This window comes from Microvirga sp. P5_D2 (genome assembly GCF_054049475.1).
In genome coordinates, this window is sequence record NZ_JBFUMH010000018.1 from 1 (window position 1) to 19,627 (window position 19,627).

Annotated in this window: 22 protein-coding genes and 1 pseudogene; 11 read left to right on the plus strand and 12 right to left on the minus strand. The window is 60.5% G+C overall.

What is annotated here, in order from left to right:
- Together ACXJKO_RS08040 and ACXJKO_RS08045 are read left to right on the plus strand one after the other, a co-directional pair.
- Positions 1-1,385 (plus strand): DUF6880 family protein (locus ACXJKO_RS08040; protein ID WP_457090566.1); only part of this gene is annotated, 1,385 nt, incomplete at its 5' end.
- A gap of 247 nt (positions 1,386-1,632) precedes the next feature.
- Positions 1,633-1,983: a hypothetical protein gene (locus tag ACXJKO_RS08045; protein ID WP_457090567.1), complete on the plus strand. Its 351-nt coding sequence runs from the start codon at positions 1,633-1,635 to the stop codon at positions 1,981-1,983.
- A 292-nt stretch (positions 1,984-2,275) separates the two neighbouring features.
- Here the strand turns inward: ACXJKO_RS08045 and ACXJKO_RS08050 are convergent, their stop codons facing one another.
- The 3 genes from ACXJKO_RS08050 to ACXJKO_RS08060 all read right to left on the minus strand — a co-directional run bounded on the left by ACXJKO_RS08050 (position 2,276) and on the right by ACXJKO_RS08060 (position 3,757).
- Positions 2,276-2,551 carry a hypothetical protein gene (locus ACXJKO_RS08050; RefSeq protein ID WP_457090568.1) on the minus strand — a complete coding sequence of 92 codons (276 nt, stop codon included), beginning with the start codon at positions 2,549-2,551 and terminating at the stop codon, positions 2,276-2,278.
- Positions 2,552-2,821: 270 nt separating this feature from the next.
- Entirely contained in the window at positions 2,822-3,058 is a 237-nt protein-coding gene (locus ACXJKO_RS08055) for a hypothetical protein (protein ID WP_457090569.1), read from the minus strand.
- A gap of 489 nt (positions 3,059-3,547) precedes the next feature.
- Positions 3,548-3,757, minus strand: coding sequence for a cold-shock protein (locus ACXJKO_RS08060; protein WP_457090570.1), 210 nt, complete (start codon positions 3,755-3,757; stop codon positions 3,548-3,550).
- A 439-nt stretch (positions 3,758-4,196) separates the two neighbouring features.
- On the opposite strand from ACXJKO_RS08060, the gene ACXJKO_RS08065 reads away from it, so the two are divergent.
- The 7 genes from ACXJKO_RS08065 (at position 4,197) to ACXJKO_RS08095 (ending at position 9,983) form a co-directional block, all read left to right on the plus strand.
- Positions 4,197-4,595, plus strand: a complete 399-nt coding sequence (locus tag ACXJKO_RS08065; protein WP_457090571.1) for an MbcA/ParS/Xre antitoxin family protein — start codon at positions 4,197-4,199, stop codon at positions 4,593-4,595.
- Positions 4,579-5,304: an RES family NAD+ phosphorylase gene (locus ACXJKO_RS08070; protein ID WP_457090572.1), complete on the plus strand. Its 726-nt coding sequence runs from the start codon at positions 4,579-4,581 to the stop codon at positions 5,302-5,304. The genes ACXJKO_RS08065 and ACXJKO_RS08070 overlap by 17 nt, the downstream gene beginning before the upstream one ends.
- A gap of 670 nt (positions 5,305-5,974) precedes the next feature.
- On the plus strand, positions 5,975-6,829 hold the full coding sequence (locus ACXJKO_RS08075; RefSeq protein ID WP_457090573.1) for a hypothetical protein: 855 nt from the start codon (positions 5,975-5,977) through the stop codon (positions 6,827-6,829).
- A gap of 107 nt (positions 6,830-6,936) precedes the next feature.
- Complete coding sequence (locus ACXJKO_RS08080; RefSeq protein ID WP_457090574.1) at positions 6,937-7,410, plus strand: hypothetical protein; 474 nt, start codon at positions 6,937-6,939, stop codon at positions 7,408-7,410.
- Between the two features lie 66 nt (positions 7,411-7,476).
- A complete protein-coding gene (locus ACXJKO_RS08085) occupies positions 7,477-8,778 on the plus strand; it encodes an Eco57I restriction-modification methylase domain-containing protein (RefSeq protein ID WP_457090575.1) in 1,302 nt (433 codons plus the stop codon).
- Positions 8,779-9,178: 400 nt separating this feature from the next.
- Positions 9,179-9,454: a hypothetical protein gene (locus ACXJKO_RS08090; RefSeq protein ID WP_457090576.1), complete on the plus strand. Its 276-nt coding sequence runs from the start codon at positions 9,179-9,181 to the stop codon at positions 9,452-9,454.
- Positions 9,455-9,458: 4 nt separating this feature from the next.
- Complete coding sequence (locus ACXJKO_RS08095; protein WP_457090577.1) at positions 9,459-9,983, plus strand: helix-turn-helix transcriptional regulator; 525 nt, start codon at positions 9,459-9,461, stop codon at positions 9,981-9,983.
- 1,165 nt (positions 9,984-11,148) lie between these two features.
- Here ACXJKO_RS08095 and ACXJKO_RS08100 read toward each other — a convergent pair.
- From ACXJKO_RS08100 to ACXJKO_RS08120, 5 genes and pseudogenes are all read right to left on the minus strand, one after another.
- Positions 11,149-11,403, minus strand: coding sequence for a hypothetical protein (locus ACXJKO_RS08100; RefSeq protein WP_457090578.1), 255 nt, complete (start codon positions 11,401-11,403; stop codon positions 11,149-11,151).
- Positions 11,404-11,764: 361 nt separating this feature from the next.
- On the minus strand, positions 11,765-11,995 hold the full coding sequence (locus ACXJKO_RS08105) for a GSU2403 family nucleotidyltransferase fold protein (protein WP_457090614.1): 231 nt from the start codon (positions 11,993-11,995) through the stop codon (positions 11,765-11,767).
- A gap of 55 nt (positions 11,996-12,050) precedes the next feature.
- Positions 12,051-12,194, minus strand: a pseudogene (locus tag ACXJKO_RS08110) (nucleotidyltransferase family protein); the annotation flags it as partial.
- A gap of 208 nt (positions 12,195-12,402) precedes the next feature.
- On the minus strand, positions 12,403-12,717 hold the full coding sequence (locus tag ACXJKO_RS08115) for a hypothetical protein (protein WP_457090579.1): 315 nt from the start codon (positions 12,715-12,717) through the stop codon (positions 12,403-12,405).
- Between the two features lie 129 nt (positions 12,718-12,846).
- Positions 12,847-13,251, minus strand: coding sequence for a hypothetical protein (locus ACXJKO_RS08120; RefSeq protein WP_457090580.1), 405 nt, complete (start codon positions 13,249-13,251; stop codon positions 12,847-12,849).
- Positions 13,252-13,697: 446 nt separating this feature from the next.
- On the opposite strand from ACXJKO_RS08120, the gene ACXJKO_RS08125 reads away from it, so the two are divergent.
- Entirely contained in the window at positions 13,698-14,159 is a 462-nt protein-coding gene (locus tag ACXJKO_RS08125) for a hypothetical protein (RefSeq protein ID WP_457090581.1), read from the plus strand.
- A 533-nt stretch (positions 14,160-14,692) separates the two neighbouring features.
- Here the strand turns inward: ACXJKO_RS08125 and ACXJKO_RS08130 are convergent.
- The gene (locus ACXJKO_RS08130; RefSeq protein ID WP_457090582.1) at positions 14,693-15,343 is read right to left on the minus strand and encodes a hypothetical protein; all 651 of its coding nucleotides are present in this window, start codon (positions 15,341-15,343) and stop codon (positions 14,693-14,695) included.
- Positions 15,344-15,532: 189 nt separating this feature from the next.
- On the opposite strand from ACXJKO_RS08130, the gene ACXJKO_RS08135 reads away from it, so the two are divergent.
- Positions 15,533-16,231, plus strand: a complete 699-nt coding sequence (locus ACXJKO_RS08135; RefSeq protein WP_457090583.1) for a DUF5983 family protein — start codon at positions 15,533-15,535, stop codon at positions 16,229-16,231.
- A gap of 635 nt (positions 16,232-16,866) precedes the next feature.
- Here ACXJKO_RS08135 and ACXJKO_RS08140 read toward each other — a convergent pair.
- From ACXJKO_RS08140 to ACXJKO_RS08150, 3 genes are read right to left on the minus strand one after another with little or no spacing between them, the layout of a single operon-like run.
- Positions 16,867-17,667: a metallophosphoesterase gene (locus ACXJKO_RS08140; RefSeq protein WP_457090584.1), complete on the minus strand. Its 801-nt coding sequence runs from the start codon at positions 17,665-17,667 to the stop codon at positions 16,867-16,869.
- A gap of 2 nt (positions 17,668-17,669) precedes the next feature.
- Entirely contained in the window at positions 17,670-18,050 is a 381-nt protein-coding gene (locus ACXJKO_RS08145) for a hypothetical protein (RefSeq protein WP_457090585.1), read from the minus strand.
- 14 nt (positions 18,051-18,064) lie between these two features.
- Positions 18,065-19,603 (minus strand): AAA family ATPase, encoded by a 1,539-nt coding sequence (locus ACXJKO_RS08150; RefSeq protein ID WP_457090586.1) that lies wholly within the window; start codon positions 19,601-19,603, stop codon positions 18,065-18,067.
- Positions 19,604-19,627 lie beyond the last annotated feature (24 nt).

The window sequence follows — 19,627 nt, forward strand, 5'->3', positions numbered from 1 at the left end:
CCGAGCGACTGGCTGAGCTGTTGATCGAGATCAGCCGGGGCAATGCGGCGGCCCAGCGCCGCCTGCGATTGGAACTGGCCGGAGCCGCCAGYCCTGCCGACATGGCACAGGAGATCCGCAAGCGCCTGACCGCCATTGCCCGATCTCGCTCCTTTGTCGATTGGCACCAGCGCAAAGCCCTTGTTGCGGATCTGGAGACCCAGAGACAGGCCATCAGTCAGGTCGCCAGAGTCGATGCCGCGGAAGCACTCGACCTTCTCTGGCGCTTTATGGCGCTGGCTCATCCTATCTTCAATCGCTGTGACGACAGCAGCGGAAGCGTGATCGCCGTCTTTCAGGCCGCTTGCCGTGATCTTGGTGCCATTGGCAACTCAGCGAATGTCGCTCCCACCGTGCTGGCCGAGCAGGCTTACCGTGCTTTGATCGAGAACGAGTATGGTCAGTATGACGGCCTGATCGCGGTTCTGGCCCCGGCACTCGGCGCGACAGGCCTCGACCACCTCAAGCAACTCGTCCTCAAGTTGTCACAGGAGCCGTGGCAGAAGCCTCGTGCGAAAGACCGGAAGGTCGTCGGCTGGGGGATGGGTGGCCCCTTGTACGCCGATGACTTGGCTGAACACCATCGCAGCAACGTTGTTCGCATGGCGCTGGCAGCAATTGCGGATGCGCAGGGCGATGTGGACGCCTTTATCGCCCTGCAAAGTGAGAAGGCTCGAGGCGTTCCAAGTGTTGCTGTGGAGATTGCGCAACGGCTGTTGGCTGCAGGCCGCACGGAGGACGCTTGGGCTGCCATCAACGCTGTCGATCAGGACCGCCCTGGCTGGATCACCGGCGAATGGGAGCAGACCCGAATTGAGGTTCTTGAGGCTCTTGGACGAGCCGATGAGGCGCAGACGTTTCGCTGGGCCTGCTTTAAGCGCTCGCTCAACCCGGAGCACTTGCGCTTCTATCTCAAGCGCCTGCCCGACTTTGAGGATCTTGAGGCTGAGGAGCGGGCCATCTCCCATGCGCGGAGTCATCCGAGCCTGCACCATGCCTTGGGCTTTCTGGTGACCTGGCCGGCGCTGGACCAAGCCGTGCACCTGGTCCTCACCCGTGCAGATGAACTCAATGGCGATTTCTACGAGATCTTGGCGCCGGCCGCGGCTGCGTTGGAGGCGAAACATCCCCTTGCGGCCACCGTTCTCCGTCGGGCCTTGATCGACTTCGCGTTGGAGCGGAACCGGACCAAGCGATATCAACATGCCGCTCGCCACCTCGAGGAGTGCGAAAACCTTGCTGACCGGATCGAGGACTTCGGCAGGTTTGAAGCCCATGATGCCTACGTGAGGCGCCTTAGGGCTCAACATGGCCGCAAAAGCTCGTTCTGGAGCTTGGTCCTGTGAGAACGGCACAGCTAGCTCTGCGGCGCCGCCGTACTCGGCTAAAGGCGTGCGAGAAGGATGTGAGTTCACTGCATAAGGCCGCCATATAGGGGCGATGCTTGACCCAGAAAGCTAGCTTTGCTCAGGTCTTCAACGAAGTTTGCGAGAAGAATAGCCTATGAGCCCATCGTCACAATGGACCTTCTTCATCGCCCGCCCTGGACGAGATCGGCAGCACGTCATTCGGGATCCCCAAGGGGAACCCCGGATGATCTTTGGCGAAGACGATGGCACGAGGATCAACGATCGCCTCGCCAGGTACCTTGTCGAGAGCCTGAATGCGGGTCTCGATCCAGAAGACCCGAATCCGGACGAGGGCTGGTTCCTGGACAGCGCGGGAGACGGTAACGAGCAGGATGCAGCCATTCTCATTTGCGACCCTGATTTCGAGATCCGGCTCGAGATCCTCGACACAGAAAGCCCTGAAGAGGATCAGGCGCTGGGCCGAAGGGTTGTGGCTCTGATCAATACCTACTTCATCCTGACCGAAGGTTCGCATCAAAGCGCTTCCTCCGTCGGCTCTTCACCGGAAAAACAGCAAACCGGATCCAAACGTTGAACGATGGAGCAGATGGAAGCCCCTTGGCCAAGCAATTATGCCTTGGCATGGATCGCCGACTTCTTGTCAACATAAGCCTTCAACGAAATTCGGATTCCTGGGATGAGGTGAATCCGTCCGTCCTCCCCGTCTTCTGCCAGATGGGCAGCATAAGGATCTGTGGAGTCAGCGGTGAGACGACTGGTGTAGAAGGCTGATCCTGAGCCTGATCAACCGCGTGACCGAAAGGCATTCAAGACAACACGCTGTAGGATGCCCAACAATTTCATATGCTCGCTGATCTGACTGCGACTTATGTCCCCTGGGCGTGCTGCACCTTCTTGATGAGTTCCTCGAGCGCAGGACCAGGTCCCTCATCATGTTGAGTCAGATAAACAGCCGCTTTCCCCAAGCTGGTGAAGTCGGCCTGCTGAAAATCCTCTGGCGTGTACGAGGCCAAGATCTCGAGCGCCAGATCTTCCGCCAAGGCTCGGATCAGCTCGACTTCGGGGGTCATGCTGGATCTCGCATTCTGCTGCTGCAGCTTACCAGCGCCGTTCAATTCAGACCAGTCCTTGTCAGGTGACATCGGCTGGGCACATCGCTCGACCGAATTGGGCCAGGCGTCGACCACATTGTGCGAACCGCAGGCATTCAGAAGCTCGATCCCATCACTTCCTCAGTCGGTATGCGAAAGTCGACCAGAGTGCTGGGACCAAAAGTGAGTGTCAGCGCCACGTCGGCAGCATCGCGGCCGCGGGCGTGACTTGCCCGAACTTGTACGTCATCTTGCAGCCGACGCGGATCCGCATGGTTTCTCCTCAACCACGGAGCAGGGCGAGCTTTGGGCTCCTTCCAATCATGGTTGATCCTCGCCCGAATGGTGCCGGCAGACGCCCCGGGTGTGCTTCTCGATGGCCGCCAAGGCGGCATCAAGGGATGCGAAGGGGCCCGGCGCGATACCGGCCATGGTCTCCCGCGCATGGCCATCCGGGTGGATTGTGAAGTGCTGGGCGGATGCTTCGGTGATCCGACCCATGGCGCGGCCGAGCAGGTCCGTCAGGGTCCATGCTCTGCCGCCATCTGTTGGGGTCACGGTTATATCCAAGCATGCCTCCGGCTCGCGCACGGCCCAGGAAACTGGATGAGCTGTCAGTCTCACTACTAAGGCTTGCAACCAAGGCGTGTTCCCGTGCGCTCTCAGCGTCGCTGGTCTAGCGCGGATCGGCGACGCCCCGCCGCTTTCAGCGACGGAACAGCCCTGGCTCAGCTCAGCCTTGAACAGCGTCAGGCACTGCTGCTCGTTGCGCATGATTGGCGTCAGGTCCGGGGCCCGCCTATGCCCTCCTGATGAGGACGTGCGAACATCGAGATGATTGAAGGCAGAGCAATGACATGAGGGAGCCGTCCATAGGACCGACAGCAAGGGCCAGAAGACCACGCTGACTCTGAGGCTGCTTCTGCAAAATGAGGCTGAAGCCCTAGCTCTGTCGGCACCAAATAGCGCGGCCAATCCAAACAGTAAGCCGCCCCGTCAGGAGCGGCTTGAAGGGCCAGCACCGAGCTGACGCTATGACAGGCTCAATCAAGCCTTTTGCAGGTTAATTGCAGACTCCTTGCCGGTACGGCGGTCGGCTTCGACCTCGTAGGAGATCTTCTGGCCTTCAACCAAGCCGCGCATGCCAGCCCGCTCAAGGGCTGTGGCATGAACGAAGACGTCCTTGCCGCCATTGTCGGGCTGAATGAAGCCATAGCCCTTCGTCTCGTTGTACCACTTCACAGTCCCAGTCGCCATTGCATGTTCCTTAAGTCCCGTCAGGTGCGCTTTCGCAAGATCATCCTGCCGTGTCTGGCCAAGAGGTCAAGCGTTTGGCTGACTGCTGGATCGTGACGCAAATCATGCATCATGCGCCCAGCGTCAGGCCGCCGCGGCTTCGACTGCTCTGACGCCGACCGCGGTATGAAATCCTCCTGTGCCAGGACTCCGCCGCGGCACCGGTCAAAAATGTCTCGTCAAAATGTTTGTCATGCGAAATGTTATAATGACCAGCGTTGGCTTATCCGTAAGACCTTAATAACAGCTACGAGGCAACCTACTCCCCTGTCGTTCATCAGCCGAAATTAAGACCTCGCTCGACGGAACCCCGACAACGATTTCCGCTGCGAGGCACCGGAACTTACTTGCAAATCTGCAGTTTATGTCCTAAGGTATGCAAGATTGCAGGGATAGTCGCATGAGCGGAGCTCTACATGCTGTTGCCGAGAGGATGCCCGTCGACAGACAGCGACTGGCGCTTGAGGGCTTCTTCAGCATCATGGAGCACTGGGACATCGACAATACCGTCGCCCGCAGACTTCTTGGCTCGCCAGCCGAACGAACTTTTTATGAGTGGAAGAAGGGTAAGGCGGGCCGAATCCCTGAAGATACACTTCGCCGGATCGGCTACATCGCCGGCATCTGGAAAGCCCTTCAGATCGTGTATTCGCAGCCGGATCTTGCGGATAGCTGGGTCAAGCGGCCGAATGCCTTCTTCGGAGGCCAAGCCCCGCTCGAGCGCATGGCCGCTGGTGACGTAACCGATCTTGCCGCCGTCCGCACCTACATCGATGCTGCCCGTGCCCCCTGGTCTTGAGATCGCAGAGGCCAATGTCGATTGGGCTCAGGCGTGGCGCATCATCGCCTCGCGCTTTCCACCAATCCATCTGTTCGAGCGCGTTTCGCCCAATCCCGCAGTATGGGAGGCGCTGATCGAACTTGAGGAGATCACGAACCCTCGTGTGCGGGATCAAGTTGGCCAGATCAGCCTGGTACCATCGGAGCGGCGGATCAGTGGCATCAATGCCTCATGGGTGATGGCGTCCTTCACGCATGTGAACCCAAAAGGTTCGCGCTTCTCCGATGGCACGTATGGGGCATACTACGCAGCAGACAGCCTTCAGACGGCCATCGCCGAGACAGTGCATCACTTCGCAGCGTTTGCACGCGATGCCAATGATCCGCCACGGCGCGAAGACATGAGGGTGCTGGTAGGCACCATCTCAAGCAGCTTTCATGACATTGAAACCTTACGGCCTGAAGAACACCGTGCCGCGGTGATGGATCCAAGCTCCTATCGAGCAAGCCAAGCTCTTGCCCGCTCACTGCGCGAGCAGCACAGCAATGGTCTGCTTTATCGAAGCGTGCGACATCGGCAAGGCCACTGCGTGGTGGCTTTCTGGCCCAACGTCATTGGGATCCCACGTCAGGAGCGTCACCTTCAGTACGAATGGAATGGCCAATCCGTGACGCGCTACTTCGACTACAGCCGCAGTGAGTGGCTTCCATTGCCGACAGACGCCTAAGAAGCCCCCCTGCTCCACCCTCACCTGAGTGCCGTCACTGTGTCTGCAACGCATACCTGTTCTATGTGTGCAGCGTCGTCTGGCGCTCAGCCAAAATTTACATCCAGCGGTCCATCATTGACCATGCTGGCTCGCCTTGAGGCGAGACTCAATCCACTCCTGTGCCCTGGGCATCAGTGTGTCCCGGTCCGCCGCCAGCAAAATGCCGCACGCCGATCGAGACCATTGGTGACGCCCGTCCATCCGAGCACGGTTTGCTGGGGATGGATTACGCATCCGTGGATCTCGAGCATTGGGAGCCGAAGTCTCAGGGTCTACGCGACGATGATGCTGATCCGTCGCGGCGTTTCAGCGGGAAGCGCTGACCTAAGGCTCTTGAGACATTTCCTTCGAACCCGGTCGCTGGTCGCATCAAGATGGCTATAAGCGACCCAAACTCAGCGAAAATCATCCTTAAGTATTCGCTAAGTACAAGATGGGCAAGCAATTTTTTTGGCCATTGATATAAAAGACTTTTTCGATTTTGTTTCATCAGCCGCCCCATAATCAATAGTATATATAAGATCTAATTAAAGCATTCATCAACGATAGCCTCAAAGTACACTTCTGGAATCTGCTATCATGGGTATACGCGATGCGATTTTGCTCGCGGTGATGGAGACATCTACTCATGCCTTCCTGCGCAGATCAGAAGAACAACATCGGCTTTCGGTTGGCCAAACAGGCACCCATTTCAACATCCAAGCCTGACCCAGCCCATGGTTCAGTGCCACCGCTGCCCATCAGTGTTGCTGGGCACAAGCTGCGCGATGTGAACAATGACACGCGCTCGCGCGCCTATTGCGGCCCCACGGCAGTCGCTGCCATCACAGGCGAGCCTCTCTTGCATGTTCGCGACGTGTTCCGGACAGTGCGCTATGGCAGTGACTGGCCGTCTTGGGAGCGAGCCCCTGCCGTCAAAGGCACGAGCACGCACAACGTCCAGCAGGTCCTCCGGATCTTCGGCTATGAGAGCCGCTGGCACACGATCGAGGGCAACCCGACTCTGCGCGCATGGCTCGAGCGTCGCACCGGTGTGATGCGAACTCACCCCGGCATCGTGTCGGTGACAGGCCACTGGATTGCATTCAGCGGCTGGACGGTTTGCGACACGTTCAGCAACGGCGAAGTCATCGATGCCGAGGATGCCCGCTGCCGCCGCTCCCGCGTCAAAGGCGCCCTTCTGGTCTCCGGCCGCGTTCCCCCGCGCGTTGAGGTTCTTGATCTGCAAGCGGGACGGCTCGCGCAGAAGACCAAGGTGTCCAATCATCGGGCAGCATTCGCTCGCCTCGCCAAGCGGCTGAACGCCTCGGTCTCACGTGACGACATGTATCTGTGGGTCGAGATGCCGTCGGGCATCTGCCTTGCCATGCGTCATTGGGACTGGACGGAGAGCTACTCCAATCTCTCATCCTTTGCCGAGAACCAGGATCTGAGCCGCCTCGAGCGCGCCGATGACAGTGACACCTATTGGTTCCCAAGGTGATCCCCTCTTAGCCGGCTCGATTGCGTGAGCGCCAGCCGGCTTTCTCCCAAGCGTCACAATCAAGAACTCTTCAAGTGCCCCTGCGGGCACAGCACAAGGTTAGTCTCATGCCCATCCTCGCCAACAACGTCATCGTCAACGCCGGACCCGCCCTCGACATCCCGTGCATCCACCTTCAGGGCTTCTCTGCCGGTCATCACGCAAACGATCTGGAATTTGACTTCAAACGCCTCAGGCTCAACACGGGTGAAGCCACAGTCGAGGCCGCACGCGCTGTTGCCCATGCGGCAGCCGTCGGATGGTGGGATACCCTTCTGCTGAAACATTCGTCCCCATCCGGAACGATCCGGCCGGCCGAGGCTCCGGTCGAGCACGTCATCAGCGAGGATGCTCAGGAGAGAGCCTGCGCATTCGGAGTAGAATTGGCAAAGCTGCGGCTTGACGACGCCGTTGCGCGTCTCGGGCAGCTCTATACTCGGCTGCTCCCGAAGCAGCATCGTTCGAGCAACGGGATCTTCTATAATCCTGTTCCGCTTGTGCAGCATCTGGCGGACCAGGCCTCAGCGGCCGGGATGGACTAGCTCCGCGGCAAGGTCATCTCTCCGGCCTGCGGAGGCGGCCAGTTCCTCGTCGAGGATGCCAAGCGCATGATCGCTGCCATGAAGGATACCGATCCGGCAATCGTCATCGCCTCGGTCGGAGCCCGGTTGCGCGGATGGGACAGCGATCCGTTCGCATGCTGGCTGTCGCAGCTTGCGGTCGAGGCCTGCCTTCTCCCGCAGGTCATCGCATCGGGAAAACGCCTGGCATGCATCACGGAGTGCCGCAACAGCCTTCTGGACGACTGGTCGGACCATGAGGGTAGATATGACCTGGTCAATGAGAACCCGGCCTTCGGCAAGGTCAAGGACACCCCTGAGTTCAGGCGCCTCTTCGGCCGAAGCCTCCACGGACACCCGAATGTCTACGGGATGTTCATGGATTTGGGGGCTCACCTGGCAAAGCCGAACGGCGGGATCATCGCGGTCGTGACCCCCACCTCGTTTCTGGGAGGACAGTACTTCAAAGCGCTCCGGAGAACCCTGGCAGAGACGGCGGCGCCGGTCGCCATTGATCTCGTGGAAAGCCGCCGCGAGGTCTTCCCGGATGTCCTTCAGGAGGTGGCGCTCTCCGTCTTCGTTCGCGGCTCTACCAGGAGAGCGGCGGCCTGCTCAATCGTGCACGTGATGCCCGACGGCTTGCAGATTGCGGATGCCGGCACGATGCAACTGCCCACGTGCCCGATGGACCCGTGGCTGATTGCCCGGTCGGCCGAGAATGTGCGGCTCGTGGCGTCCATGCGCTCCATGCCCACCCGGGTCGCGGACTGGGGGTACTCGGTCAGCACTGGGCCACTGGTCTGGGATCGCGCTGAGAAGGCTGGCCGGTTGCATGGCGCCGCAGGCGTCGGCCGTGTTCCCGTCGTGTGGGCGGAAGCTGTAGGCAGGAACGGGCGATTTTGTCCGGCGTACGAGCATCGGGCGGACAAGGCCTTCTACGAGCCGGAACCGGGCAAGACCGCCAGTCTCGTCAGCGATCCCTGTCTGCTGCTCAAGAGGACAACTGCAAAGGAACAGGATCGAAGGCTTGTCGGAACAGTCCTGCCTGAGAGCTTCCTCAAGGCACATGGCGCTGTGGCGGTTGAAAACCACCTCAACATGGTCAGAGCCAGGACCCAGCCACCGAAGGTGCCACTCCAGACGCTTGCGGCCTTTTTCGCCACCGACATGGCCGACCGCGTAATGCGCTGCATCAGCGGCTCCGTCGCTATCTCGGCAGCCGAGATCGAAGCAATGCCTCTTCCATCCGCCGACGCCCTTACCGCAGCCATGGCCAGCCAGAATCCCGAAGCCGCACTCCGCAATTTGTACGGCGTCGAGGATGCCGGGGCCGCCATGGCTGCCGCATGACGCGGCCGGCCTCCATTCCGAGCCGTTGCTTCCGGGCCCCGATCCCCGGAAGCACACCTTCAGGTCGCGGTTAAATTGAGTCCTTCGCTCCTGGGAAGGACTCGCCTTCGGTGCTTGGGCCCTGTTGGTGTGAGCATGTCGCGTCCTTCGTTCTGACGCCATTTCCTACGGACGGGATCGGAGAGGTTGCCCGGAGCGGAATCTTGTGACAGTGGCGGTTTTTCCCAGACCCAGGGGGGCAAGTGCCGTGAAGGCAGGCAGCGCATGCCCTTGGAACTCGACCTGACCTGATGACTCGATGAAAACCATTCGCTATGGCAGACCGGTTTGATGGAACGCCAGGCAAGGTTGTCAGTTGACAACCCGTCTCGGCACCTGCATATTTCGGGACATAGACTGGATGGCGAGGACACGTCACACGGATAAGGACGTCGAAGCAGCGCTTCGACATGCCGAGGCCAATGGCTGGCGCGTGGATGTTGGCGGAAGTCACGCTTGGGGCAAGATTTATTGTCCCTACAACGATGATGAATGCAGATGCGGAGAATTCTGCATCACGAGCGTGTGGAGCACGCCCAAGAACCCGGGGACCCATGCGAAACAGCTAAGGCGGGTCGTCGACAAGTGCACGACCCACAAGGCTGAAGTCGAGAAGAAGAACGCCGAGAAGGATTGAAGTGATGATGGAATACACCTTCACCCTCAAGTACCGTCTCCCGGAAAACGAGACGGACATGGATGCGCTCGTGGAGCGCCTCGGCGAGGCCGGATGCACTGACGCCATCATCGGCATTGGCACGCCCGGCCGCCTGGGGCTGGAGTTCAGCCGGGAGGCCGAAACCGCGCAGGAGGCCGTCCGCAGCGCCTTGGCCGACGTAAAGGCCACCGTTCCGGGCGCGATCCTCGTCGAGGCCGGGCCTGACCTAGTCGGGCTGTCGGACATCGCCGAATACATGGGCGTGACCCGTCAGAACATGCGCAAGCTCATGGTCGCCCACCGCGACTTTCCACTGCCCGTGCATGAGGGATCGGTCGCGCTTTGGCACCTTGCCGACGTCCTTGCCTGGCTCGAGGACCGGAAGGGCTATGAGCTGGATCAATCCTTGCGTGAGACGGCCGCGGCCACCTTGGAGGTGAATACGGTCAAGGAATCCAGCCGGCATTCCGTCCGGGAAGTCAGGGAGCTGGAACTCCTGATCGCGTAGTGACGGGATTGCCTACACACCTGGCACCATTGCGGCGATCAGTAGCCAGGAAGCCCAGGGGCTCGGCGGCCGGGTGCAAGATCCGCCGCCGAGCATGATGCATCCGTCGGCGTTGGCAAGGTGCCTCGAAAACGGGGTTGAGGGGCAATCAGTGGATTTTCATCTGGAGCGCGGGCTGCGGCTCCACATGGAGCCAGAGCATAAGAGCCTGCACGCCTGGGCGATCAACGGGATCGACTCGCAGGACCAGAAGGGTGGTCATGACCAGGGCCCTTGGGGCTGGACGTTGTGGTTCACCGCAACGGCGTGCGAGCCCGGCGACACATTGAAATCAAATCGGAGTTCCGGACTGGGGAGGCCACGGCGCCACCACGCGTGGTCACGTAGCGCCAGGTCATCCGGGCGCAACCGCCGCGGGGCGGCCCGTATGGCGACCATGTCTACCGCAAGACGATATTGTCGACGTTCGGCACCGGCTGGGGGATCAAAAGCTTCCAACTCGACATCCGGCCGCTCGCCGATCCCGGCGAAAAGCGGAGCTGCCAGACCTGAGGCGTGGAATCTTCCACGTCCGAAGTCGACTTCCGGACCGAGGACGCAAGAGGACGGCGTCGAATTCTACCTGTTCGTGAAGCAGGGACCCTCGCCCGCCCTGCGGCGCCGGTGGCCGATGGCTCAGCGGACGCGGTGATCCTCTCCGTCGGAGAGGTGTCCGGCTTTTCCTAAGAGTAGAGCCCCTCAATCCCAATCCACCCCGAGAAGGTCCTGACCGCGGACAGCGAACACCCGGTTGAGCTGCCGACCAGCCTGAAGGCCTAGCCGCCAGGGCTGGACCACGTTGGCGACGCCACGCTGTACATCAATAGGCGCCTCGAGTTCTGCAAGGGGACGCCGGATCCCTGCCCCGCCCAAGAACCGACCAAGGTTTCAACGACGATGCCCGCCCCGGATGCGTCGGCATCGGCGGTGGTGATCCCGTTGAGGTTGGAGATGTTGGGATCGCTGAGACGGACCATGCGGTTTACCGTGTCGGCTTCTGCTTGGTTGTTGTCTGATCCGGAATGGCCGGGCAGATGCTGCGGGCACGGGCAGCTTGTCGCTTGGCCTTGGCGTCATAGCTCTTGGCACCCACAGCGGGATGTCAGGACCAAGGTCAAGGAGTATCTCAAATCGCGCCATCGCGACGGATAGGCTTGACCTCTGGGTGGCCCAGCCACGCGCAGAGTTCCCTGAAACTCGCGAAGGTATGTTCGAACTTCGTAAACGGCACCGGCCGACACGCCGCGGGAAGTTCCTCGATCAGTTCGGCCGACCACACCACTGGTTTGCGCGATGCGCTCCGGACCACGCTCGCGACAATGGCGTCCCCAAGGAGAAGGTCATAGCTGCCGGGAGCCAGTTGGATCAGGCGGTAAGTCATCGGCTTTCTTGGCTGCCTGCGGCATGAGTCTCGATCCACTGACAAGCCTTCGTCAGCACGGTTTCGCGATCCGCGGCAAGGATGATGCTCGGCCGCTCCCGGGGAGGCGAAATCACAGCCATCCATTCGAACGCAGTCTGTTGGAGATGAACCGTGTAACCGTGGATCTCGATCACTTGCGGGATCGAGGCCTTATGGCCTGGATGATGCAGATCAGTCATTCCGCCTCGGCCGTCTCAAAAGGTGACTCATGACAAGAGCTCTTGAGCCACCTCCTGGCGTCCGGTGTCAATCCTGACCGGGACAGATGGATTAGGCAAAGCCATTCCATAAGGCCATCCCGACAAGACGAGCCGCGCTCTCACGCTTCGGCATAGGCTTCCGCCAGTTCCGCGTGTCGACGCGTCTTGATCAGGGCGTCCATCAGGATCTCGGCCTGTTTCACATCCTTATCCCGCTTCAGGATGCCGTTGGCATCCGATTGACACCGCGAGGCCACGATCAGCTTGTGAACGGCGTAGCGTTCCGGGGCCGGAACGGTGACGGCAATCCCGTTGCGGTGGAGCATCACCGAGCGGACCGGATCGATCAGGAGTTAGTCGGAAAGCGGAGCGGTTGCGCGTAGGCTTCCCCGAGCGCGAGCATGGATGCGGGTTTCTCATCATGATCGGCCGATTCCGTATTGGGGTCAGTAACTCGATCCGGTAGCGGTTCTTGTTCTCGAAGGCGAAGGACTTGCGCAAGTCTGTCTGGCCGGGGATCTCGCGGAAGGTGGGATCGACCTCCCGCATGACACCCTCCGCTACAGACAGCCAGAGTTTTGTCTATAGTCAAACTGTTATGGACATCTTGCGAGATATCTATAACGCGTTTCCCTCCGATAAGCTCGGCCGACCAAGACTACCGCAGCAACGCGAAAATGGGCCCAGTAAGTTTGTTTCCGGAGGGTAGCTCGGCCAGTTCTTCGACGCTATCTGTCGCCCAGTCGCGCATGAGCTCCTACGCCGCGCTTTGCGTGGCTCCGCGCCGGTCCGCAGCGCTCAGGATCATCACCTCACGGCAGGCAGGCTGCTGGCTGAGTCGAAGTGCTGAACCAACACTTCCCATCCACGCTTCCGCGGCGAGCACGTAGCTCTCGGCTTCCAGGAGACGCAGCTTGAGCCAGAGATCGTCGTAGATTCTATCGCGGTCGTCCGCATCGTAGTCCGGGCATGACAGCACGACGACCCCGACTGGCACGACAGCAAAGAGCCGAGGCACCCACTTCTGGTGTGGGCGAGCCGTCGCGTAGAAGGAACGAACCTCTGCGGTCATGATTCTCATGAGATCGGCCAGTGTCGGCAGGCATCAGAGATCGTATCCAACATCGCAATTCCTTTCCTACTTGGACCCACACTTTCTGGAGCCTGGACAGGTCACTCGAGATGCGACTGCCATTGACAGTCAGTTGTCGAACCAGAACACAATGCGTTCAGCCCCACATGTCTTCAGCTCCTTAAGCTCGTCGAAACAACCCTCTCCAAGCAGTTCGCGCACTGCCATGCCCTTGTCCTCTTCAGCCATGACAGCGCCTCCCCGATCCTCGTGATGATCTGCCATCACGGCACGGCGCTCTTTCCCAGTGACGATGCGATCGTAATCGTAGGCAAGAAGTTCTGATACGCTCAGCCATGAGACTGAATGTGCGTCATTACACTTCCTGAACTCCGCGACCACACCATCGCTGATGTCATCCGGCAAATCGCGTGGCTGTGCAATTGGTGGGATTCCCACATCGTTTCTAACGTCAGCCAGGAATGCGAAGATCCTGTAATCGCGATGCCGGATCGGGTACTGACCGCGCATCATTCGCCACCTGCCCCTGACTTTGCGCTCTGCGTAGCAATGAATGTCGCACCCCATGTCGGCTTCTCCACAACGTCTGCTCCTGAATGGTAGGCACCGCTTGTTTCGGATGACAATGGCATTTCGCGCTCACGCGAGAGTTCGCTTGAGCGTGCATCCGGGCACGCCGTTGGGATTGGACTGTATGATCGTCGATCCTAGGGGTTGCGTGTGAAGCACGTGTCTCTTCTATTGGCGCGACTTGAAAGGGAGGATAACTGATCCTGAGGCCGAAGCACGGGCTGCGGAAGAGGCATAGTGACGTTCGTGTCGGCCCAAGGGATTGCACCCATCGTCAACCCTCAGCATCAACCTCCGCAGACTCCGGTCGGCATAACATCAGGGCTTGCTACCACCAATTCCTTAGGCCTCTAATGGATGACATGCTTATCACCTAAAGGTTCGTCCTGATGCCAAATCTCGTTGACAACGTCATCACCATCACTGGTCCGCAACCGGATATCGCCCACTTCCTTAAGCACTGTTTTACAGTTGACGAGGAGTGTGATGATCCTGAACTCGATTTCGACTGCATCATTCCGTTGCCGAGTGAAGACGAATGCGCAGGTCCATATTGGGGAACAAGTAAAAATGCCCTGGAAACCGCCTTCATGGACAAGCGACCTGATTGCCTGCTCCTCTGGATCAGTACCGCCGGTAACCTTCCGGAGCCTGTCTACCGCAAGCTCGGCGAGCTCTATCCCGCACTCTCCTTCTTCGTGATGGCGATCGAGCCGGGTGACGGCTGGGCGGCGACAATGCACGTGAACGGTGAGCGCTCTCTTGTGGACGGAGCCGACTTTTGTACCATCTATGAGATGATCTACGGCGAACCGCCACCCGATCTCGGGACTGAAGAGAGATCAGAGTGACGACCAAAGGAGTCCGGGCCCGGCGCATCCGGCGTGCCTGAGGCTAGTGCCCGGCGCTCCCTTCCCGAATTCCTATGTCTCGATGCCCGATTACGGGTTATGAGTTCGAATTTCATGGCGCTCGTGAGCTTGCATTACAGCCCCGCCCGAACCTATAGCCCTGCAATCTGAGAGTTTCAGACCAGGGAACCGCCGTCGTCTGTCACGGTCACCGCTGCCCGCCGTCCGGGAGATGGCTGGTCAGGAAGGCTCCGCTGAGCCTTCCTGACCAGCCGCTTAAGCATCGTCGCCGAGCCACTGATCGAACTCAGCGTGATGGCATCCCGGATGTACCCACCCGAAACACCAAAACCGCTCAGGACCCTAACCCTCCGCAGAGAACGAGCCAAGCAAGTCTCTGTGAGCCAAATCGCCTTAGAAATTGCAGCCCCCAAGCGAGCACGGCCATGCTCAAAGCCTGACCGTCGCATATGCGCGAGCGGCGCGCCAAGCTGCGTCGGCCGGTCGCCAGATGTTTCCTCGCCGAGCCGGGGTCACAAGTACCGCTCGGCCTCCACCCTTGTCGACTCGCTGAGGGCACGACGTCCCCAATCCGGCAACTCATCACTCACAATGAGATCCCATGCCTCCGGGTCCGCCAGGTAGCTCTCCTGCATGTCCGCGACCTTCCACCAGTGCCTTTCCTCTCCGTCGACCCACTCGTCGTCGCAGCACGTCAGAGCCTGAACAATAATGATCTCCATCTCCTGCCAGTCCGCGATCCAGCGGACTTCATCTTCGTCGTACGGGTAAGGCAGCCCGGCGCACTTCCCCTCACAAATGACGAACCGCGGCGGCCTGCAACCGGAAGCCATCCCCACTGATGTCCCCACCAGTGGTGCGCGCTGAAATGGAACCTCCGGGTCAATCCCTGCTCCCTGAACCGCGCAGATCAGACTGATGCCTTTCCCGGCCGCCCACTCGGCCAGAGAGACAAAGGACGGCGAGAACTCCAGCTTCCTGGCAGCATTCAGCCAAGCCTCTCTAGAGTTCGCGGAGCGCAGCGCATCAACCGAGGCATAGATATGACTGCCGGATCTTTGCACATCGATGGCGCTCCACCGCTCCGATACTTGAAGGAGCTTCAGGACATCACTCCATTCCAGCTGGTCCCAGGAGATTTCAAGCACGGTGTATGTTGGCATGTGGCGCTCCTTTCATATCCGATGCTGACGGCGTTCAGTCTCGTCAGCAAGTGGGGGAACCCGGACGTCGGGAAAGTTGACCGTCCGGTGGTACATAACCGCGGCAAAGAATTTCACGTGATCATCCCTCCGGGGGTTGCAACGCTCGGAAAGTGATTACAGGCTTGATGTCAGCACATGGAGAAACTAATGGCGTTACGCACTTTCCTGGACCTTTCGACAGCGCATCTGACGTACGAGGATGTCGAACTCATCGAGGCGGAAGCCCTGCCTATGGCGTGCATGACAAACGATTACGGATGGATCGTCTCTACCGCGACCCTAATCGATGAGCAGGGACGGGAAGAGCGTGTCGCTAAGCTCCGTGAGATTGGTTTCTCGGATATCTTCATCACTCTGGCTGTTCATGCGGCAAAGATGGGAGCATGGCTCCTTCGGTTCGATTGCGACGAAGCAATCGACCCGATGCTACCTGTCGGTGGATATGGCATGATTGAGTATTATCATGAGATCGACCTCGGCCAATTTGGACATGGGGACGGTACGGATCTGGAATCTGGACGGTACCTGGTTTGTGGTGAAGTGCAGTTCCCTTTCCTCCATGACGCGCAACGCCCTCGGCATTGCGCCGAACGGATATTTGGCTGGAACGGCAGCAAGAACCATCTGGCCGACATTCGCTGGGCGCTCGACCTCGCCACCATGGAACTCGTCCTGCTCCACATTTTTGACGATCACTCCATGACCTGGAGCGACGCGACTCCAGTCCAGCACAAAATGGTATCCGATCGCCTGCAGCAGCTTCGCTCAACTTTTCCCTTAGTGAGTTTCTACAGCGAGCTCCGCCAATGCGACGCGCTCCCTGACTGGAGAGATCAGTCAACCTGACTCGAACCTCTCCTGGCCGTATCGTGTGAGGTGAAGGTGGGCCCACTTGGACCGGGACCGTTCGACCAGAACGCGACCTCAATCAGGGCTCACGTCAGCAAATCGCCCAAGGCCCTGCTCATGACGAGCCAAGCTGATTCCAAACATACCATCTCCGCCTGCGCACTGGAGTTGGCGCGCCTCTAAGCGGACTGCTTGAGCCTGAATCCCGACCGCTCAGGAGAAGTTCGTTTTGGCTTCCAGCGCATTGCACCACCACCTCTTCAATCGTGCCGGAGGCCCTTTCCTTCCCAAAATTACGTGAGGCGACGCTCTTGCTCCGATGTGCCAGCATCGTCGTGACCGAGGAATCCGTGAATCCTCGCTTCTCCAGCGGACCGCAGCAGCGCCTCGGTCTCATCGATCGCCTGCAGGTCAGTGACAATGCGCTGGCGCAGGGCGACCGGTGCCTGGGCATAGCTCGCAGAACCGCTCGGACCATGGGCCCCTCGCAGGGGCGGAGAAGGACAGCATCCGTGTTTGCCTCCCATCCAGTCTCAAGCATCGATGGCTTCCTATGATCTTGTAGTCGGAAGTGCCGTATGCCTCGCGTACGTAGCGGTCGAGGTGATACCGCTGCCAGTTACCGAGAGTCATCATTGCCTTCTGAAGATATCCAGAACGAGCGCTGGGTCGAAGTCAGGATTCTCCCCTTCGTACCCCCTCGGATTGCAGACAACCTGCGTCTTGCCGAGCACGTATTCGACTGAGTGATGCACGTGGCCGTGAATCCACAGGTCGGGCCGGTACCGCATGATCGCCGCTGACAGGTCGGATGCGAAGGCTGGGTTCAATTGGCTGCCGAGGAAGTGCGGCGAAATCGAAAGCGGAGCCGGCGCGTGATGCGTGACGACGACCGTCGGGCCGTCGTGCGGCACCTCGAGCACCGTCTCGATGTACGTGCGCGCGACCTGGTGCGCAGCGCGGGCATCGACGGGAGACCACCTGACCCACGAGTTGTCGTCCCGGGCGATCTGCTGGTGATCCTGCAAGAGTCCTTCGGCGTTCCTCATCGCCCAAGCGATGTCCGAATCCCGCGCGGCCGGCGACGTGCGACTGGCATCAAGGGCGTAGTCGGTCCAGAGCGTGCCGCCGATGAAGCGGACGCCGTCGAGAACGACGCAGTCGTTCACGAGCAGGTGCACTCGGGGATCGCGAGCGTACGCCTTCAGCCCCCGGTAGATACCGCCCGACACCGAGTCCCTGTAGAACTCATGGTTCCCCGGGACGAGGACGACGGGCATGTGCTCCGAGATCCGATCGACGGCCCACGCGAAAGCGGCTTCCAGCGGCGCCGTGATGTCGCCCGCGAGGACGGCGACGTCTGCGTCGGGAGGCGGCAGCGGGATTTCGTCCTGAAGCTCAAGATGGATATCGGAGAGAATCCAAAGACGCATGGTCAGCCCTTCCAATCCGTGTGCGCCTCGCACCTCGTCGAGAGCCATCCCTTGCCCTGGAGACGGCCACGGCCGCCGCAGACGTCGCAGGTGATTTCGGACGCCGCCTCCGCCGCAGCCACGAGGCGGTCGATGCGGTCATCACCACCATGAAAATGCACTCTTGCAGACCCGAACTTCTCCTTGATCTGTGAGATCCTGAAGCCCTCGCGCTCCTCCGGTGTCACGAGCGTCGCTTCCACGCGCTCGAAGAAATCCTTCAGGATGAATCTCCAGCCCCCCATACACTCGAAGTAGAGACCGTGCTCTCCGCCCATCCAGCCAAAGCGTTTGTTGAGTTCTTCGCGCCAAGAACTGTCGGCGATCATCTCGTTGGTAAGCACGGGTCTCTCCTTCTCTAGTTTCTCGTGGCGCCCTTCGCACGGGCATCCAGCACGCCAGTGACATACCTCTGCAAATCCCTAACACTCACCTCCTCGCCGACGGCGCCCAGGATCGCGGCGATCTCCTCCCCGTCCAGAGGCGGCTCCCATCGCTCGTCGATGCCCCGCGTCGCAAGCAGTTCGCGCAGCACCTGCGCCGCGATCTGGGGGACGTGCTCTCTCCCGGGGCGGGGCATCCGAAGGATTCGCAAGCGGTTCCGGAGCGGGCCTGGAATGCCGTCCAGCGCATTCGCGGTGAAGATCCAGCTCAGGTGTGAGACATCGACCTCGCTATCGAGGAACTGGTCGCGCCACTTCGCGGCCGTCCCCTTCTCGAGGAGCGACAGCAGCGGATCGTGGATTGAGCCGGCCGTCGAGCGTCCGGCCTTCTCGATCTCGTCGATGATAATGGCCGGGTTCGCGACGCCGTGCCGCTCGACAGTGAGAATCGGGAGCGACGGATAGCCGGACGCCCACCGCCGAGGACTGCCGATAATACCCTGGTCGGTCGTCGTCGCGGCGTCGAGCACCGACCACCCGACATGGAGCAGGTTGAGCATGCGTCTCGCCAATCGGCTCTTGCCGCCGCCGGGGTCGCCGACAATCACGCACGGTTGGAAACGGATCGGGTCGCCTGGGCGGATGTCGCCGAGCAGGGCGTCGATAGTGGCGGCGGCGTGCGGGAACTCGGCGACGAGTGCGGCCCGCGAGTCGGCGACCTTCCCGATGTCACCGCGCACGAGCGGGAGCGCTCTGCCGACGATGGACTTCACTGCGGCGTGCGCCTCCTTCCCGCCCGTCGTCGAGGCCGCGGCGACGGACCCGACGACAACGACACCGTCCTCAGAGGGAAACGGCGCCGGGCGTTCGGTCGGCTGCTCCACTGTCTCGTCGGAGGCAAGCCCGTGCTTGCCGAGGATCTCGCTCTTCCTTCCCGCGCGGACACGCATGCCCTCGAGCCTGCCGTCACGCCAGGCGGCGGCGTGCACCGTACTCCAGAGCATCGCGTCGATCTCCGCCGCGATAGCCTCCGCGTGCGCTTTCATCGAGCCCCCAGTGATGTGCTCGTGCGACGGCGCGCCCGCGAGTGCGCTCCAGCCGACCGACGCCATCGCGGCGACGCGCAGCCTCTCGTGCGCGACGTCGTCGTTGTCGTCCCCGACCGTCACCGGCTTCCACCCCTCGGTCGCGATCCAGATTTCAATTGCGAGCGCAGCCCTTGCGAAGGCGACCGCAACTTGCTCTGCGGCGCCGGGCATGCCTGCCAGCGCGCATGCGTACCAAGTATAAACCCGACCCTCGTCCGACAGCGCGGGGAGCAGAGAGTCACGCAGCCTTTTGGCGGCAGCCCAGTCCTCCTGCGTCAGCGGCACGCCAAGCCGGATGATCGAGTCGACGAGATCGGGCTCGGCGGTTTCGGTGACTGCAGCATCGAGCGCGGATCCGATATCGCGCAGGACGGATGCCCTCTCGATCGGGAATGATCCAGGAAGTGGTGCGCGTTGTGACGTCATGGTGCCTCCTCGTGTCCGGGCGTC

Coding starts and splice junctions, on each gene's coding strand:
- ACXJKO_RS08090 (WP_457090576.1), top strand. CDS start 9,179: ATGGCGAGGACACGTCACACGGATAAGGACGTCGAAGCAGCGCTTCGA.
- ACXJKO_RS08100 (WP_457090578.1), bottom strand. CDS start 11,403: ATGACTTACCGCCTGATCCAACTGGCTCCCGGCAGCTATGACCTTCTC.
- ACXJKO_RS08095 (WP_457090577.1), top strand. CDS start 9,459: ATGATGGAATACACCTTCACCCTCAAGTACCGTCTCCCGGAAAACGAG.
- ACXJKO_RS08060 (WP_457090570.1), bottom strand. CDS start 3,757: ATGGCGACTGGGACTGTGAAGTGGTACAACGAGACGAAGGGCTATGGC.
- ACXJKO_RS08045 (WP_457090567.1), top strand. CDS start 1,633: ATGATCTTTGGCGAAGACGATGGCACGAGGATCAACGATCGCCTCGCC.
- ACXJKO_RS08120 (WP_457090580.1), bottom strand. CDS start 13,251: ATGATGCGCGGTCAGTACCCGATCCGGCATCGCGATTACAGGATCTTC.
- ACXJKO_RS08125 (WP_457090581.1), top strand. CDS start 13,698: ATGCCAAATCTCGTTGACAACGTCATCACCATCACTGGTCCGCAACCG.
- ACXJKO_RS08065 (WP_457090571.1), top strand. CDS start 4,197: ATGAGCGGAGCTCTACATGCTGTTGCCGAGAGGATGCCCGTCGACAGA.
- ACXJKO_RS08135 (WP_457090583.1), top strand. CDS start 15,533: ATGGCGTTACGCACTTTCCTGGACCTTTCGACAGCGCATCTGACGTAC.
- ACXJKO_RS08150 (WP_457090586.1), bottom strand. CDS start 19,603: ATGACGTCACAACGCGCACCACTTCCTGGATCATTCCCGATCGAGAGG.
- ACXJKO_RS08130 (WP_457090582.1), bottom strand. CDS start 15,343: ATGCCAACATACACCGTGCTTGAAATCTCCTGGGACCAGCTGGAATGG.
- ACXJKO_RS08085 (WP_457090575.1), top strand. CDS start 7,477: ATGATCGCTGCCATGAAGGATACCGATCCGGCAATCGTCATCGCCTCG.
- ACXJKO_RS08050 (WP_457090568.1), bottom strand. CDS start 2,551: ATGTCACCTGACAAGGACTGGTCTGAATTGAACGGCGCTGGTAAGCTG.
- ACXJKO_RS08115 (WP_457090579.1), bottom strand. CDS start 12,717: ATGACCGCAGAGGTTCGTTCCTTCTACGCGACGGCTCGCCCACACCAG.
- ACXJKO_RS08075 (WP_457090573.1), top strand. CDS start 5,975: ATGCCTTCCTGCGCAGATCAGAAGAACAACATCGGCTTTCGGTTGGCC.
- ACXJKO_RS08140 (WP_457090584.1), bottom strand. CDS start 17,667: ATGCGTCTTTGGATTCTCTCCGATATCCATCTTGAGCTTCAGGACGAA.
- ACXJKO_RS08080 (WP_457090574.1), top strand. CDS start 6,937: ATGCCCATCCTCGCCAACAACGTCATCGTCAACGCCGGACCCGCCCTC.